The following is a 16483-nucleotide window of genomic DNA, read 5'->3' as shown; positions in this document are numbered from 1 at the left end:
CCTGTCCCGGCATCCATCCGTACTTTCGCCAGCCGTCCGGGCACCCCGGGCCGGGAGGCCGCGCCGAGCACCGACGAAGGCATGGCCCCCGGGCGCACGAAAAAAGGGGGCGCCGGAGCCGAAGCTCCGACGCCCCACACGAATCCGACTCAGAAGTCGAAGTCGCCGATGTTGTCGGCGTTGAACTCGAACGGGTCGCCGAGCAGCACGACGCCGTCGGCGCCCACCGTGTACTCGCCGAGCTCGCCGGCCTCGAAGGTGTCGCCCTCTTCGCCGGTGATGTCGCCCTCGATCAGAGCCTTCGAGGCGAAGGCTGCCAGGTAGCCGAGGTCGGCCGGGTTCCACAGCGCGAACGCGGTGACGGTGCCGTCCTCGACGTACTCGCGCATCTGGTTCGGGGTGCCGAGACCGGTGATCGCGACCTTGCCCTTGTAGTCCGAGGTCGAGACGTAGCGAGCGGCAGCCGCGATGCCGACCGTGGTGGGCGAGATGATGCCCTTCAGGTTCGGGTGGCTCTGCAGCAGGGCCGCGGTCTTGTCGAACGAGGTCTGGTCGTCGTCGTCACCGTAGACGGTCTCGACGATCGTGATGTCGGGGTACTCGGTGGCGACATACTCCTTCATCAGGTCGATCCAGGCGTTCTGGTTGGTCGCGTTGGCCGATGCCGACAGGATCGCGACCTCGCCCGCTCCACCGATCTGGTCGGCGATGAGGTCGACCTGCACCTTGGCGATGCCCTCGGAGTCGGCCTGGTTGATGAACAGGTCGCGGCACTCGGGGTTGGTGTCGGAGTCGAAGGTGACGACCTTGACGCCCGCGTCACGCGCCTCGTTCAGCGCGTCGCAGATCGCCTTCGGATCGTTGGCCGAGACGACCAGCGCACCGACGGCCTGCTGTGTCGCGGTGTTGATGTAGCTGACCTGGGCGTCGGGGGTGGCCTCGGCAGGGCCGACCTCGGCGAACGTGCCGCCGAACTCGTCGACGGCGGTCTTGCCGCCCTCGCTCGAGGTGTCGAAGTACGGGTTGCCGAGGTTCTTCGGCAGGAACGTGATCGACAGGTTGTCGGATCCTCCACCCTCCGCACCCGAGCCGTCCGAGCCGCCGCTGGTGTCGGCGCAGCCGGTCAGCACGAGCGCTGCGGCCACGGCGACCGCCGCGAACCCCGCGATCTTCTTACGTGCAAACGTCATTGTTCTTCCTTTCGTGATGATCACCGCGGCGGGCGCCGTCGGCGAGAGACTGCTTCATGGTGCGGGAGAGGCTGCTACGCGGAGCGGCGGACCGGCCTTCGCACGGACGCGCTGCGCCCAGGCGAGGACGCTGGCTGCGACGACCGAGAAGATCAGCAGACCGCCGGTGATGATGTTGATGACGTCGGAGGTGACGCCGGCGAGACGCAGGCTGCTGCCCAGCACCCCGATGAGCAGCACGGCGGCGACGACACCTTGCAGGTGCCCGCGTCCGCCGAACACCGAGACTCCGCCGAGCACGACGGCCGCGATCACCTGCAGCTCGAGTCCCGTGGCGTTGTCGCCTCGGGCGCTGCCGAACCGCAGCGTGTAGAAGATGCCCGCGAAGGCGGCGACGACGCCTGAGAGCACGAACAGGATGAACTTCGTGCGCTCGACGTCGACGCCCGAGAAACGCGCCGCGTCCTTCGAGAGTCCGATCGCGAACACCCCACGGCCGAAGGGCGTGAAGTGCAACAGCACGACGAACAGCACGAGCAGGATGAGGAACGGGATCACGATGTACGGGATCGTCGTTCCCGCGATCTTCGCCTTCGCGAGAGCCGTCCAGGTCTCGGGGAAGTCGGTGACGGCCGTGGTGCCGAGCAGACCCACCGCAAGACCGCGGAAGAGCGCGAGCGTGCCGATCGTGACGGCGAGCGAGGGCAGTCCGACGATCGTCACGAGGAAGCCGTTGAACGCTCCGCCGACGACGCCGACGACCAGGGCGGCGAGGGCTGCGACCTCGAACGGCGCACCCGACTCGGTGAGCACACCCGTGACGACGCTGGCGAGTCCGACCATCGATCCGACCGAGAGGTCGATCTCTCCGGTGATCATCACGAGAGTCATCGGCAGGGCGATGAGCAGGATCGGCGCGACGTCGAGCAGCAGGTAGTTCGCGGTGATCGGCTGCGCGAAGCCGCGGATCGAGGCCGCGGCGACGATGGTCACCAAGACCAGCAGGGCGATGATCGCGAACTCGCGGTTGACGAAGACGCGTCGCCAGAGCGGACGGTCGTAGTCGCGGATGACGCGCGTCGACGTGGTCGTCGTTGTCGTGGTCATGATTCGTCCCTCGCCTCGATGAGCTGGCGTCTCTGTCTGACCGCGAGCACCCGGTCGAGCACGATGGCCCCGATGATCAGCACACCGACCACGGCGCGCTGCCAGAAGTCCGGGATGCCGAGGATCGGCAGCGCACGGTTGATGGTCATGAGGAGCATCGCGCCGATGGCCGCGCCCCAGACGGTGCCGACGCCGCCGGTGATCGCGATGCCGCCGATGACGGCGGCACCGACCGCATCCAGCTCCCAGCCGCTGCCGGCCTGCGAGCTGATGGATCCGTAGCGGGCGGCGTAGAAGACGCCCGCGAGACCCGCGAGTGCGCCCGAGAGGACGAACGCAGAGAGCACGCGGCGAGTGACCTTGAGGCCGTAGAGCTCTGCGGCGGACGGGTCGGAACCGATCGCGTAGTACTCACGACCGCCGCGGATGTTGCGCAGATACCAGGCGGCGAGCGCGAGCACGATCACCGCGATGATCGTCAGCACCGGGATGAAGAGGATCTGCTGCGTGCCGAGGCCGAGGAAGTCCTTCGGCATGTCGGAGGCGTTGATGCGGTCGCTGCCGGTCCAGAGCACGTTTATGCCGCGGTAGGCATACAGCGTGCCGAGCGTGATCACCATGGCCGGCACCTTCGCGAACGCGACCAACGCACCGTTCACGAGGCCGAGGAAGGCACCGAGCAACACGGCCGCGATCACCACGATGATGATCGGGATGCCGGGCACGTCGACGAACAGGCGTCCGGTCAGGTATGCCGTGAGGCCCATCACCGAACCGACCGAGAGGTCGACGTTGCGCGTGATGATCACGATCGCCTGACCGACCGCGACGAGCATGAGGATCGACGGCGTCAGCAGCAGGTCGCGCCAGCCGTCGGAGCTGAACAGGAAGGCCGGGTTCTTCACGGTGGCGGCGATCACGACGAGCACGAGAGCTGCGAGGATGCCGAACTCACGAGCGCGACCGATGCCGCCCGGCTTCTTCGCGATCGCGGGAGCGGCGGCCGCGGGTGCGGTGGTGGTGCTCATGAGTGCAGCTCCGATGAGTGGGTGGCGGCGAACATGACGTTCTCGCTGGTGGCGTCGTCGCGGGAGATCTCGGCGGTGATGCGCCCTTCGCGCATCACGAGCACGCGGTCGGCCATGCCGAGGACTTCGGGCAGCTCGGACGAGATCATGAGGATCCCCAGCCCTTCGCCCGCGAGCTGCGAGAGCAGCCGGTGCACCTCGGACTTCGTGCCGACGTCGATGCCTCGGGTCGGCTCGTCGATGATCAGCACGCGGGGGTCTGTGGCCAGCCACTTGGCCAGCACGACCTTTTGCTGGTTTCCGCCGGACAGCGTGGCTGCCACGGTGTCGAGCGCGTGGGTCTTGACCTCGAGGCGGGACGCCCACTCCTTGGCGGCGCGGTTCTCGATTCCGCTGGTGATCAGGCCCCACTTCGACAGACGCCGACGGATAGCGAGGGTGATGTTCCCCCCGACGCCGGCATCGATCACGAGACCCTGCTTGCGGCGGTCCTCGGGCACGAGCGCGAGTCCGCTGCGCATCGCGGCGGTGGGATTGCGGCGTGCGACGGCTGAGCCCAGCATCCGCACCTGCCCCTCGTCGTACGGGTCGACGCCGAAGATCGCTCGCGCGACCTCGGAGCGGCCTGCGCCGACGAGGCCGGCCAGAGCGACGATCTCGCCCGCCCGGACGGTGAAGGAGATGTCATGGAAGACGCCGGGGCGGGTGAGGCTCGTGACCTCGAGCAGCGGCTCGCCGACGACGGCCTCCTGCTTGGGGAAGAGCTCGGTGACGTCGCGACCGACCATCTGCCTGACCAGGTCGTCGACCGTGGTCTCGGCGATGGCCGTGGTGTCGATGTAGGCGCCGTCGCGCATGACCGTGACCGTGTCGCAAAGGTCGAAGACCTCGTCGAAGCGGTGCGAGATGAAGAGGATCGCGCGGCCCTCGTCGCGGAGGCTGCGGGCGACCGCGAACAGACGGTCGACCTCGACGCCGCTGAGCGCGGCCGTCGGCTCGTCCATGATCAGCACGCTCGCATCGAGCGAGATCGCCTTCGCGATCTCGATGATCTGCTGGTCGGCGATCGACAGCCCCTCGGTGATGCGGTCGGGGTCGAGAGTCACACCCAGGCGACGGAAGATCTGGTCGACCTCGGTGCGCATGGCCTTGCGGTCGATGCGTCCGAGGACTCCGGTGGGCTGACGCCCCATGAAGATGTTCTCGGTCACCGAGAGATCGGGGAACAGCGTCGGCTCCTGGTAGATGACCGCGATGCCCGCGGCTTTCGACTGGGCCGTGCTGGTGAAGTCGACCTCTTCGCCGTGCAGGCGGAAATCCCCCGAGTCACGGCGGTAGAGACCGGCCATGATCTTCACGAGCGTCGACTTGCCCGCACCGTTCTCGCCGATGAGGGCGTGGATGGAACCGGGGCGGAGCGTCAGGCTGCCGGAGCGGAGTGCGACGACGGGGCCGAAGGACTTCACGACCCGATGCAGCTCGAGCGCGGTGGGGGGAGCGCTGCGGGCGGAGGCTGCGTCTACCACTGGCTTTCCTCTCCGTTGAGGGGGATGATAATCAGAATGAACTTTACCTGAATCGATTCAAGCTCGTTTCAGGCTAGTGTATGTGATGCCGGCCTCAGGTCAACCCCCGATGCCGAAGCGTGATCCGCCCGACGACGAGAGGACAGCCGAATGCCGATCAGCATCCGCGATGTCGCCGTCCGTGCGGGCGTGTCGGTGGGCACGGTCTCGAACGTCCTGAACCGTCCGGACGAGGTCTCGAGCGACTCGGTCGAACGCGTCACCCAGGCGATCGAAGAGCTCGGCTATGTACGCAACGATGCGGCGCGCAAACTCCGCGCCGGCGTCAGCACGACCGTCGGATTCGTGGTGCTCGACGGACAGAACCCCTTCTACAACGACGTGGTGCGCGGCGCCGAAGACGAGGCGTCGAGCCACGGCATCGCGATCCTCTACGGCAACACCGACGACGATCCGTCGCGCGAGAAGGTCTACCTCGACCTCTTCCGCGAGCAGCAGGTGCGCGGTCTGCTCATCGCCCCGTACGGCGATGTCATGACGCAGCTACGCAGGTTCCGCGCGAGCGGCATCGCCACCGTTCTGGTCGACCGTTTCAGCGCAGACAGCGGATTCTCGTCGGTCTCGGTCGACAGTGTCGCCGGTGGCAGGTTGGCGGTCGAGCACCTGATCGAGGGCGGACGTCGGCGCATCGCCTTCGTCGGCGGCCCGTTCGACATCCGACAGGTCACCGACCGCCTCGCGGGAGCCCGTGCGGCAGCCGAGAACGCGGCGGTGCACGTCGAGCTCGAGGTCGTGCCGACCTCCGCGATGACCGTCGAAGAGGGTGTCGCCGCCGGCGCGCGCCTGCTCACCCGCCCTCGCCGCGAGTGGCCGGATGCTCTCTTCGCCGCCAACGACCTGCTCGCCCTCGGGCTGCTGCAGTCGCTCGTGTCGGGTGGGCGGGTGCTCGTGCCCGACGAGATCGCACTGATCGGCTTCGACGACAATCCGTTCGCGGCGGCTGCCGCCGTACCCCTGTCATCCATCCGCCAGCCCAGCCGCATGATCGGTCGCACCGCGCTGCGCATCGTGCTCGAAGAGGCTGCCGACCCCGACAGCATCCCCCGCCAGACCGTGTTCCCGCCCGAGCTGATCGTGCGTCGCTCGACGGGCGGCTGAGCGGGGCCGCGTGTCCCTTGGCGGCATGCCCAGATGGCTGGTCGATCCGCGGATGACTGCCGCGTGGAGCCCCAACCGTCAGCCAGGCGGGAATCGGCCAGCCATCCGTGCCGCCGACCAGGCCGCACGTGTGATTCGGCCCAGCATCCGCGGATCAGACCCCGTACGTGCGGGCGACCGGGCGCCGCAGCCCCTCGTACTCGACAGACGGCCAGCGCTCGTCGACCGTCAGCACCTCCCAGCCCGCCTCGGTGCGCAGCATGGTGTCCTCGACCTTGACCCCCGGCGCGGTCGGGTTCCACGCGAACGCCTGATTCTCGGCGAGCAGATCAGTCGTGGATGCCGTGGCCCGGGGGTCGCGTCCGGCATAGCCGGTCGGCCCGCCCTGGTGATGCCGCTGCCACTCGTCGACGCCGAACCCGAAGCGGGCGTACGCCGCCGCGCCGATCGCGAAGGCGTCATCGAGACGAGCGCCGGGAACCGAGGCATCGAGGAACGCACGTTCGACGCCGAGGATCGGCTCCTCGTCGACGGATGCGCCGACCCATCGTGTCGCGTTGGCGATGAGCCCGTCGCGGCGGCCGCAGACGACGATCATCGCGCGATCGCCCAGAACACCGGCGGTCGGAAGCGGATGCCGGTACGCACCGCGAGCGGCGCCCGAGACGAGCACGACGAGCGGATCGATGCCCCGGGCGATGAGTTCGGCGGCGGCCACCGCCGCGACGGCCCGCTCGGTCTGCTCAGGACCCACCCGCCTGAGCGCATCGGTCAGGGTCTCGGCCGTCTCACGCCCCAAGGACCGATATCTCGCAGTCTCGGCCGGCAGCATCCGCGCTCTCGCCGCGCGCAGCCGAGGCGCCACCTGCGACTCCGGCACCGCCGCGTTCTCGGCGGCGGCGACCGCCGGCGGGATCCACCAGGGCACTCGGACGATGCGCTCGGCATCCTCGGGCAGCAGCTCCTCGGCGATCATCCGGTCGGCCTCGTTGTCGGCGACGAAGAGCACGTCCCCGCCCTCCTCCGCCCGCACCGCGAGCGCCGGCGGGCCGGCGAGCGATACGTGCGTGCGCACGCCTTCGAGATACCACGACACGGCCTCGTGCGAGGCGAGCACGAGTGGGCTGTCATCGAACTCTCGCCGCACGCGGGCGACACGATCCTGCTTCTCGATCCGATCCTCGGATGCTCCGACCACGCGACTCTCCCTGTAGAACGTTTTCTCGTAGTATGACGACAGCCGCGACCGCTCGCGGAACGAAGGGATGCTCATGGCACGCGAATCGTCACGCCCTGGCATCACCGACGTCGCGAGACTCGCCGGCGTCTCGCTGTCGACCGTGTCTCGCGCGATGAACGGCAATCCGACCGTCGACCCCGCCCTTGCCGAGCGCGTGCTGGCCGCAGCCGCCGAACTCGGATACACCGCCAACCCTGTGGCCCGCAGCCTCGTTCTCGGCCGCACGCAGACCGTCGCGGTCGTGATCCCCGACCTCGAGAACCCGACGTTCCAGGCGATTCTGCGGGGCCTCAGCCGGGCAGCGACCGTCGACGGATATCACGTGCTGGTCGCCGACTCGCGTGAAGACCTCGACGAGGAGCACGCACTCGCCAGGGCCACCAGACTGCGTACCGACGGCGTGATCCTCTGCGCACCGCGCATGCCCGAGGAGGAGCTCGCGACGCTGCTCCCCGCGCTCTCCCCCGCCGTCGTGATCAACCGCGGCCCGCAGCCGAGCGCACCGGTCGTCGGCGCGGACTACGGATCCGGCATGCGCGAGATCGTCGACCATCTGACGTCCCTCGGTCACCGTCGCCTGGTCTATCTCGCCGGTGCCACCCGCAGCGTGACCCACAGAGCTCGACAGGATGCGATCGCGGCAGCGATCTCGAGAACGGCGGGCCTGGAGGTCGACGAGATCGCGGCCGGTGTCGACTTCGACAGCGGCACCGCGGTCGCCGATCAGGTGCTCGCGAGTGGCGCGACCGCCGTGATCGCCTACAACGACCTCGTGGCGATGGGCCTCCTCTCGGCACTGACCGTGCGCCGCGTCGAGGTGCCCGGACAGGTTTCGATCACCGGCTTCGACGACATCCCCTTCGCCGCCTACACCTCGCCGCCCCTCACGACGGCCGCCGTTCCCGCGGTCGAGATCGGCGCCGCCGCCTGGGCTGCGATGTACGCTCAGCTCACCGGCGGCGGCCCCACCCCGACGCTCACCCTGTCGCCGACCCTCGTCGTGCGCGGAAGCACCGCCGCCCCGCCCAGCGCCTGAACGCCGACCGCCGCGCTCTGCATCTGCCCTGTGCTATCGTCGAGAAAACGTTTCCTGAGTTCGAGATCACAGAAGGATCGCGATGACGAAGACCCGCTACGCCGTTGCCGGCGCCGGAGCCCGAGCCCAGATGTACGTCGAGGGGATCATCGGCACGCACCGTGACCGCGCCGAGCTCGTGGCGATCATCGAGCCGAACCCGGTGCGGGCCGAGCTCTACGCCGACCGCATCGCCGAGGTCGGCGCGCCGGCACCCCGACTCGCCGCCCCCGACGAGCTCGAGCAGGTCATCCGCGACGAACACGTCGACCGCGTCATCATCTGCTCGCGCGACGACCTGCACGCCGAGCTGATCGTCCGCTCGCTCGAGGCGGGTGCCGACGTCGTCGTCGAGAAGCCGCTCACGATCGATGCCGCGAGCGCGGCACGCATCGAAGAGGCCGTGGAACGCACCGGCCGTCAGGTCGTGCTCACGTTCAACTACCGATACTCGCCGCGCAACAGCGCGCTGCGCCAGGTGATCCAGGACGGAACGATCGGAGAGGTCACCTCGGTGGACTTCTCGTGGATGCTCGACACCAACCATGGCGCCGACTACTTCCGCCGCTGGCACCGCGAGAAGAAGAACTCGGGCGGCCTGCTGGTGCACAAGTCGAGCCACCACTTCGACCTCGTGAACTGGTGGATCCGCTCGCAGCCGACCCGTGTCTTCGCCTCGGGCGCACTGCGGTTCTACGGGGCAGACAACGCGGCCTCCCGTGGTCTGGGCGAGCGCCCCGCCCGTGGCACCCACGACGGCGGCGACCTGTTCGAGCTCGACCTCCGCACCGACGAGCGCCTCACCGCCCTCTACCTCGACGCCGAGGAGCATGACGGATACAAGCGCGACCTCGACGTCTTCAGCGAGGGGATCACGATCGAGGACAACCTCGCGCTCGTGGTGGACTACGCGTCCGGCGCGACGATGTCCTACTCGTTGAACGCGCACGCGCCGTGGGAGGGCTACCGCGTGGCGGTCAACGGCACACTCGGCCGGGTCGAGCTCGACGTCATCGAGCGCGGCGCCGTGCTCGCCGGCGAGGGCCTGCATCCGCACATCGACCCCAGCCTCTCGGGCAGCGACGGCACCACCTCGCTGCGCCCCGAGGGCGAGCAGCTGATCGTGCAGCGTCACTGGGAAGAGGCATACGAGGTGCCGATCGACGGCGGTGACGGCGGCCACGGCGGCGGCGACGAGCTGCTGCTCTCGGATGTCTTCGAGGGGCCGGGCGACGACCCGCTCGCGCGCCCTGCCGACTGGACCGACGGCATCCGATCGATCGCCGTCGGCATCGCGGGCAATCGCTCGCTCGAGACGGGGCTGCCCGTGAAGGTCGACGAGCTGGGGATCGCCCTGCTCGCGCGCCGATGAGGGTCGTCGTCACCGGCGGATCCGGCCGGCTCGGACGCACGCTCGTGACGGGCCTCGCCGATGCCGGGCACGAGATCGTCTCGATCGATCGCGAGCCGATGCACGACCTCGATCACCCGGGGGTCGCCCGGTTCTCGCTCGATCTCACCGATGCGGATGCCACGGCCTCGACACTCGCCGGCACGAAGGCCGACGCGCTCATCCACCTGGCAGCGATCGCGGTGCCCTTCAGCGCGCCGGAGGATGTCATCCTCCGCACCAACGCCGCTCTCGCGCAGTCGGTGCTCGGCGGGGCTGTACGGGCCGGCATCCACCGAGTGGTCGCTGCCTCCAGCCCGACCGTGATCGGCTACGGCGCTCCGCGTGGATGGGCACCCGAGCGGTTGCCGCTCGATGAGACCTCGCCCGCGGAGCCCTGGAACGCCTACGCCCTGTCGAAGCTGCTGATCGAGCAGACCGTCGACATGCTGCGGCGTCAGACCGGCGACGACGTGCGCTTCGCGTCCTTCCGCCCCTGCTATGTGATCGCCCCGGAAGAGTGGGCCGGTGCTCCGACGCAGCAGGGCCACACCGTGCTCGAGCGACTCGACGACCCGGCGCTGTCGGCACCCGCCCTGTTCAACTACGTCGACGCCCGAGACGTGGCAGGCTTCGCTCACACGCTGCTCGCCGCCCTCGATGACATCCCGAACGGCGAGGTCTTCTTCGTCGGCGCCGATGACGCGCTCGCTCGTCGCCCGCTCAGCGAACTTCTTCCTCAGTTCCACCCCGGCACCGAGCACGCGGCCACCGCCCTGACCGGGAGCGCCCCCGCCTTCTCGTCCGCCAAGGCCGCACGCCTGCTCGGCTGGCGCCCGACCCGCAGCTGGCGCACCGAGCTCACGACCGCGAACACCACCGCCACCGCATCCGGCGCCGCATCCGTCTCCTGAAAGGCTCGACATGGACTTCGATGGAATCCTCTTCTTCCCGGTGACCCCGTTCACCGTTGACGGCACGATCGACCATGAGCTGCTCGCCGCCCATGTCGCGACCGGCTTCGAGGCCGGCGCCGGCGGCGTGTTCCCCGCGTGCGGCACGGGCGAGTTCCACGCGCTGTCGGCGGGCGAGGCCGCCGCGGTCACCCGCACGGCTGTCACCGCTGTGGCCGGCCGCGTGCCCGTCATCGCCGGTGCCGGCGGCCCGCTCGGGCACGCGATCGAGGTGGCGCGGGCAGCGGCGGATGCCGGGGCCGACGGACTCCTCGTACTGCCGCCCTATCTCGTCGGCGGCACGCAGGCCGGGCTCGCGGCATACGTCGAGCAGATCGCCGAGGCCGCCGGTCTGCCGGTGATCGTCTACCACCGCGGAAGCGCGCAGTACTCGGTCGAGACCGTGCGACGACTGGTCGCGAACCCGAAGGTCGTGGGCTTCAAGGACGGCACCGGCGACATCGGTGCGACGCAGCTGATCGTCCGCGCGGTCGCCGAAGAGGGACGGTCGGACTTCGCCTTCTTCAACGGCCTGCTCACGGCCGAGCTCACCCAGGGCGCGTATCGCGGGATCGGCGTTCCCCTCTATTCGTCGGCAGCCTTCGCCATGGCGCCCGACATCGCGAACGCCTACTACCGCGCGTACGCCGAGGGAGACGAGGCACGGCGCCTCGCACTGCTCGACGGCTTCTATCGACCTCTCGTCGAGCTGCGCGATGAGACCCCCGGATTCGGCGTCTCTCTGATCAAGGCGGGGCTGCGGCTCTCGGGACTCGCGGTCGGGTCGGTGCGCGCACCGCTCGTCGACCCCACGCCGGCCCAGGAGGCACGCCTCGCCGAGATCCTCGCCGCAGGGCGCGCGCTGCTGTGACCACGATCCGGAGTCTGACGACGCGTCTGCAGCGGGTGCCGCTGACGCGCCCATGGGCTGCCGACGTCACCTCGGTCGGCGTCATCGCGACGCATGTCGTCCGCTCCGACGGAGTCGAGGGCTGGGGCTTCTCGTGGAGCCCGCAGATCGGCGCACCCGCCGTTCAGGCACTGCTCGAGCATGACATCGTCCCCGCCGCCATCGGCCGCTCGGCGATTCCCGGCGACTCCTGGCAGAACCTGTGGGAGCACCTGCACGAAGCCGGAGGCGGCGGCATCACGACCATCGCGCTCGCCGGACTCGATCTCGCACTCTGGGATGCCGAGGCGCGGTCGGCCGGCGGCACGGTGTCAGGATTGCTCGGCCGCCGCCGCGAACGCGCGCGCGCCTACGGTTCCGGGGTGAACCTGCACTATCCGCTCGAGGAGCTGCTCGCGCAGGTGCAGCGGTGGATCGACTCGGGGTTCACCGCCGTGAAGATCAAGGTCGGCAAGCCCGATCTCGCCGAGGACCTCGATCGCGTCGCCGCCGTCCGCGACCTGCTGGGGCCCGATCGCTCGCTGATGATCGACGCGAACCAGCGGTGGAACCTCGAGCGGGCCGCGACCTCGGTACAAGCGCTGTCGCGGTTCGACCTCGCCTGGATCGAGGAACCGCTGCGGGCCGACGATCTCGACGGCCACACGGAACTCGCCCGGCGCATCGATGTGCCGATCGCGCTCGGCGAGAACCTGCACACCGTGCACCGCTTCGGCGACTTCCTGCGCGCGGGAGCGGCGCAGATCGTGCAGCCCAACGTCGTGCGGGTCGGCGGCATCACCCCCTTCCTCCGCATCGCCGAGCTGGCGGCAGCGCACGGCGCCGCCCTGCACCCGCACCTGCTGCCCGAGCTCTCGGGACAGCTCGCTCTGACGCTGCCCGAGGTCGCGGCCGAGGTGCTCGTCGAAGACGTCGAAGACGCCGGGTTCGGCGCGCTGGGCGCCCTGGTCGACCCGTCACCGGTGACGATCGCCGACGGGTGGCTCACCGAGAACGCGCACGACGGCCTCGGCATCCGCTTCTCCCCTCTGCTCGACTGCCCTCCGCCCGGCAGCCCCGCATCCACCGCAGGAAAGGACCCCTCGTGACCACGTCTCCCGATGACCTCGACGCGATCGTCCGCGCCGCAGCCGCCGCTGCCCCGATCTGGCGTCGCTCGCCGGCCTCGGACCGCTCGAGCTGGCTGCGTGCCGCGGCCGAGGTGCTCGACGCGAACGTCGCCGAGCTCGTCGCGATCGCCGACGAGGAGACCCGCCTGGGCGCGACCCGTCTGACCGGCGAGGTGGCCCGCACGAGCGGCCAGCTGCGCCTCTTCGCGACGGTCGTCGAGGAGGGATCGTACCTCGAACTCACGGTCGATGATGCGGATGCGGCAGCATCCCCGCCGCGACCGGAGCTGCGCCGACTGCTCACTGCCCTGGGCCCTGTGGCTGTCTTCTCGGCGTCCAACTTCCCCTTCGCGTTCTCGGTCGCCGGTGGCGACACGGCCTCGGCCCTCGCCGCCGGAAACCCGGTCGTCGTGAAGGCGCACTCGGGCCATCCTCGACTGTCGGCGCGCACCGCCGAACTCGTCTCCGCAGCGCTGGAGTCCGCAGGAGCCCCCGCCGGTTCACTCGCGCTCGTGGAGGGTCGAGACGCGGGCAACGCGCTCGTGCAGCATCCGCTCGTCCGGGCCGCCGGCTTCACCGGTTCGGTGTCGGGCGGACGTGCACTGTTCGACCTCGCTTCCGGGCGCCCCGACCCGATTCCGTTCTACGGCGAACTCGGCAGCATCAACCCGGTCGTCATCACCGAAGCCGCGGTCGCCGCACGCGGTGACTCCCTTGCTCAGGGGCTCGTCGGATCATTCACGCTCGGCGTCGGCCAGTTCTGCACCAAGCCGGGTGTGGTCTTCGTTCCCGCAGGCTCGGGGTTCGAGGGTGCCGTCGCTGCTGCCGTGCCCGCGACCTCGGGCGGCCCCCTGCTCACCGAGCGCATCACCGCGGCGTTCCCTGCCGGCCTCGCCCACCTCGAGGGCGATCCCTCGGTGTCGATCCTCGCCGAGGGCTCCGAGGTCGACGGCGTGCGCCCGGTCGCCCTGCTCACCGATGCGCGTGCGGTCGCTGCGCGGCCCGAGACGCTGCTCGAGGAGTGCTTCGGACCGGTCACCCTCATCGTCCGCTACGACTCCGCGGCCGACCTGCACGAGGCGCTCGCGACCGTGCCGGGGAGCCTCACCGCGACCCTGCACGCCGAGCCCGGCGAAGACTCCGCCGCGACCCTGGAGCTTCTGCAGGAGCGGGCAGGACGCGTACTGTTCTCCGGATGGCCGACCGGCGTCGCGGTGACCTGGTCACAGCAGCACGGCGGCCCGTGGCCGGCGACGACCTCCCTGCACACCTCGGTCGGCGCGTCCGCTATCCGCCGGTTCCTGCGGCCCCTGGCGTTCCAGGACGCGCCGGAGGCGCTGCTCCCGGAGGTGCTCCGCGACGAGGCGCTCACGCGGCTGCCGCACCGCCGCAACGGTGAGCTCGTGCTGCCGGTCTGATCGCGGCACGGATCGCGCCCGACGCGAAGCGCCCTCTCCGTCACACGACGGGGAGAGCGCCTCGGCATGCGGCGAACGAAGGTCAGCTCTGCGGCAGCACTCCCGCGTTCGCGCCGACGAGCAGCTGCTCGATCTGCTCGTGGGTCACGTCGACACCGGGGAAGCCGATCAGGCGTCCGATCGGGAACGACGCCATCATCTTCTCCATCGCCTCGTCGTTCGGCATCATCGACGCTGCAGACGAGTCGGCTCCGGTGAGCCCGTCCATCAACCCGCCGAGGGCTCCCATCACGATCGGTCCGGCCACGGGGTGCGCCACGACGTCACCGATCGAGGAGTTCATTGTCAGAGGCAGCGAGACGACGTCGCCATCGACCGAGACGGTCGACGACGATCGGATGTCGCGGCTCGACGCCGCGACCTCGACCCTGTACTCGCCGCTCTCGACGATGAAGCGGTCGACGCGGACGTCCCAGTACGCCAGGTCCTCCCGGCGCACGACGAGCTCGACCGCACGGGTCTCCCCCGCGGCCAGCGCCACGGAGGCGAACGCCTTGAGCTCACGCGGTGCGCGCTGCACCGACGACGCGACCGGAGCGACGTACACCTGCACGATCTCTCGCCCGTCGCGGGCTCCGGTGTTCGTGACGTCGACCCGCACCATGATGTCGCCGTCCGCGTCAGCCGTCACCGAGGTCTCACCGTACGAGAACGTCGTGTACGACAGTCCGTGCCCGAACGGGAACGTGACGTCGAGGCCCTTCGCGTCGTACCAGCGGTAGCCCACCAGCACGCCCTCGCCGTAGCGGACGTGGCCGAACTCCCCGGGGAAGTTACCGAACGAGGGATTGTCCTCGAGGCGCACGGGGATGGTCTCGGTCAGCTTGCCCGACGGGTTCACCGCACCGTACAGCACGTCGGCGACAGCCCCGCCGCCCGCCTGACCGAGCAGCCAGGTCTCGACGATCGCGGGCACGCGGCCGGCGAACGGCAGCGCCACGACGCCGCCGTTCGAGAGCACCACCACGGTCGCGGGGTTCGCCGCGATCACGGCGTCGAGCACCGCGAGCTGGTCGGCGGGAAGGTCGATGTGCTCGCGGTCGAAGCCCTCGGACTCCTCTGCGGCGGGAAGACCGAGGAAGACGACGGCGACGTCGGCTGCGGATGCCGCGGCCACCGCCTCGGCGCGCAGATCGTCGTCGGAACGCCCGGATGCCGCGACGGCACCGCCCGCGACCGAGTAGCCGGCCGCATAAGAGACGTCGTCGCCACCGACCGCGCGCAGCTCGTCGAGCGCCTTGTCGACTCGGGTCGGGTTGATCAGCGATGATCCTGCTCCCTGGAACCGCGGCTCGGTGGCGAAGGCACCGATGACCGCGACCTTCTGACCCGTCGCGAGCGGAAGCACATCGCCGTCGTTCTTCAGCAGCACGATCGAGCGGCCGGCTGCCTCCCTCGCGAGCGCATGGTGGGCGTCGACGTCCAACGGCCCCGACACGGCAGGACGCTCGCCGGCCTTGCGCACCAGGTCGATCGCCCGTGCGGCTGCGGTGTCGAGCACGCTCTCGGCGAGATCACCTGCACGCACGGCGGCGACGAGCTGAGCATCCGTGCGTCCGCCCGAGGAGGGCATCTCGAGATCGAGTCCGGCGGCGACACCCGCGATCCGGTCGTTCACCGCGCCCCAGTCCGAGACGACGAGGCCGTCGAAGCCCCAGTCGTCGCGCAGCACCTGGGTGAGCAGCCACGGATCCTCGGAGGTGTATACGCCGTTGAGGCGGTTGTACGAGCACATGACCGTCCACGGCTGAGCGTCCTTGACGACGCGCTCGAAGCCACGCAGGTAGATCTCGTGCAGCGGGCGCGGATCGACGTCGGAGCTCGCGCGCATCCGGTCGAACTCCTGATTGTTGGCCGCGAAGTGCTTGAGCGACGTGCCGACACCCTGCGACTGCACGCCGCGCACGGATGCCGCGCCGAGGATGCCAGACACGATCGGGTCTTCGGAGAAGTACTCGAAGTTGCGTCCGCACAGGGGCGAGCGCTTGATGTTGATGCCGGGGCCGAGCACGATCGCCACATCCTCGATCGCGGCTTCGACGCCGATGGCCGCGCCGACCCGCTCGATGATCTCGGGATCGAACGACGAGCCGATGCCGACGGCGGGCGGGAAGCAGGTCGCGGGCACGCTGCTGGCGAGGCCGAGGTGGTCAGTGCCACCCGACTGCTTGCGGAGGCCGTGCGGGCCATCGGTCATCATGATCGACGGAAGGCCGATGCGGTCGATGGCCTTGGTCGTCCAGAAGTCCGCTCCACTCGTGAGCGAAGCCTTCTCTTCGAGGGTGAGGTCGGATGCCGAGGGCTCGGTCATGGTCTTCC

Annotated in this window: 13 protein-coding genes; 7 read left to right on the top strand and 6 right to left on the bottom strand. The window is 69.7% G+C overall.

Annotated features, from left to right (window positions below):
• Nucleotides 1-149 precede the first annotated feature (149 nt).
• From rhaS to MRBLWH13_RS00885, 4 genes are read right to left on the bottom strand one after another with little or no spacing between them, the layout of a single operon-like run.
• Nucleotides 150-1190 carry a rhamnose ABC transporter substrate-binding protein gene (rhaS, locus tag MRBLWH13_RS00900; RefSeq protein WP_341956475.1) on the bottom strand — a complete coding sequence of 347 codons (1041 nt, stop codon included), beginning with the start codon at nucleotides 1188-1190 and terminating at the stop codon, nucleotides 150-152.
• 54 nt (nucleotides 1191-1244) lie between these two features.
• Nucleotides 1245-2297, bottom strand: a complete 1053-nt coding sequence (locus tag MRBLWH13_RS00895; RefSeq protein WP_341956474.1) for an ABC transporter permease — start codon at nucleotides 2295-2297, stop codon at nucleotides 1245-1247.
• Complete coding sequence (locus MRBLWH13_RS00890) at nucleotides 2294-3325, bottom strand: ABC transporter permease (RefSeq protein WP_341956473.1); 1032 nt, start codon at nucleotides 3323-3325, stop codon at nucleotides 2294-2296. The genes MRBLWH13_RS00895 and MRBLWH13_RS00890 overlap by 4 nt, the downstream gene beginning before the upstream one ends.
• A complete protein-coding gene (locus tag MRBLWH13_RS00885) occupies nucleotides 3322-4851 on the bottom strand; it encodes a sugar ABC transporter ATP-binding protein (RefSeq protein ID WP_341956472.1) in 1530 nt (509 codons plus the stop codon). The genes MRBLWH13_RS00890 and MRBLWH13_RS00885 overlap by 4 nt, the downstream gene beginning before the upstream one ends.
• Nucleotides 4852-5001: 150 nt before the next feature.
• Between MRBLWH13_RS00885 and MRBLWH13_RS00880 the strand changes: the two genes are divergently transcribed.
• Nucleotides 5002-6009, top strand: coding sequence for a LacI family DNA-binding transcriptional regulator (locus tag MRBLWH13_RS00880; protein WP_341956471.1), 1008 nt, complete (start codon nucleotides 5002-5004; stop codon nucleotides 6007-6009).
• 154 nt (nucleotides 6010-6163) lie between these two features.
• Here the strand turns inward: MRBLWH13_RS00880 and MRBLWH13_RS00875 are convergent, their stop codons facing one another.
• On the bottom strand, nucleotides 6164-7282 hold the full coding sequence (locus tag MRBLWH13_RS00875; protein ID WP_341956470.1) for a peptidase M24: 1119 nt from the start codon (nucleotides 7280-7282) through the stop codon (nucleotides 6164-6166).
• Here MRBLWH13_RS00875 and MRBLWH13_RS00870 point away from each other — a divergent pair.
• From MRBLWH13_RS00870 to MRBLWH13_RS00845, 6 genes are all read left to right on the top strand, one after another.
• Nucleotides 7281-8285, top strand: a complete 1005-nt coding sequence (locus MRBLWH13_RS00870) for a LacI family DNA-binding transcriptional regulator (RefSeq protein ID WP_341956469.1) — start codon at nucleotides 7281-7283, stop codon at nucleotides 8283-8285. The two genes, MRBLWH13_RS00875 and MRBLWH13_RS00870, sit on opposite strands and share 2 nt — an antisense overlap.
• 82 nt (nucleotides 8286-8367) lie before the next feature.
• Nucleotides 8368-9696 carry a Gfo/Idh/MocA family oxidoreductase gene (locus MRBLWH13_RS00865; RefSeq protein ID WP_341956468.1) on the top strand — a complete coding sequence of 443 codons (1329 nt, stop codon included), beginning with the start codon at nucleotides 8368-8370 and terminating at the stop codon, nucleotides 9694-9696.
• Nucleotides 9693-10628 (top strand): NAD(P)-dependent oxidoreductase, encoded by a 936-nt coding sequence (locus MRBLWH13_RS00860; protein ID WP_341956467.1) that lies wholly within the window; start codon nucleotides 9693-9695, stop codon nucleotides 10626-10628. The genes MRBLWH13_RS00865 and MRBLWH13_RS00860 overlap by 4 nt, the downstream gene beginning before the upstream one ends.
• 10 nt (nucleotides 10629-10638) lie before the next feature.
• On the top strand, nucleotides 10639-11538 hold the full coding sequence (locus tag MRBLWH13_RS00855; RefSeq protein WP_341956466.1) for a 5-dehydro-4-deoxyglucarate dehydratase: 900 nt from the start codon (nucleotides 10639-10641) through the stop codon (nucleotides 11536-11538).
• Complete coding sequence (locus MRBLWH13_RS00850; protein WP_341956465.1) at nucleotides 11535-12665, top strand: mandelate racemase/muconate lactonizing enzyme family protein; 1131 nt, start codon at nucleotides 11535-11537, stop codon at nucleotides 12663-12665. Before MRBLWH13_RS00855 ends, MRBLWH13_RS00850 begins: the two co-directional genes overlap by 4 nt.
• The gene (locus tag MRBLWH13_RS00845) at nucleotides 12662-14104 is read left to right on the top strand and encodes an aldehyde dehydrogenase (NADP(+)) (protein WP_341956464.1); all 1443 of its coding nucleotides are present in this window, start codon (nucleotides 12662-12664) and stop codon (nucleotides 14102-14104) included. The genes MRBLWH13_RS00850 and MRBLWH13_RS00845 overlap by 4 nt, the downstream gene beginning before the upstream one ends.
• A gap of 82 nt (nucleotides 14105-14186) precedes the next feature.
• Here MRBLWH13_RS00845 and MRBLWH13_RS00840 read toward each other — a convergent pair whose 3' ends face one another.
• Nucleotides 14187-16475: a glycoside hydrolase family 3 C-terminal domain-containing protein gene (locus MRBLWH13_RS00840; protein WP_341956463.1), complete on the bottom strand. Its 2289-nt coding sequence runs from the start codon at nucleotides 16473-16475 to the stop codon at nucleotides 14187-14189.
• Nucleotides 16476-16483 lie beyond the last annotated feature (8 nt).

The sequence above is a fragment of the Microbacterium sp. LWH13-1.2 genome (assembly GCF_038397735.1).
In the GTDB taxonomy this organism is placed as follows: Bacteria; Actinomycetota; Actinomycetes; order Actinomycetales; family Microbacteriaceae; genus Microbacterium.
Note: the sequence above shows the minus strand (reverse complement) of the source record. Positions and strands in the feature narration are given on the sequence as shown.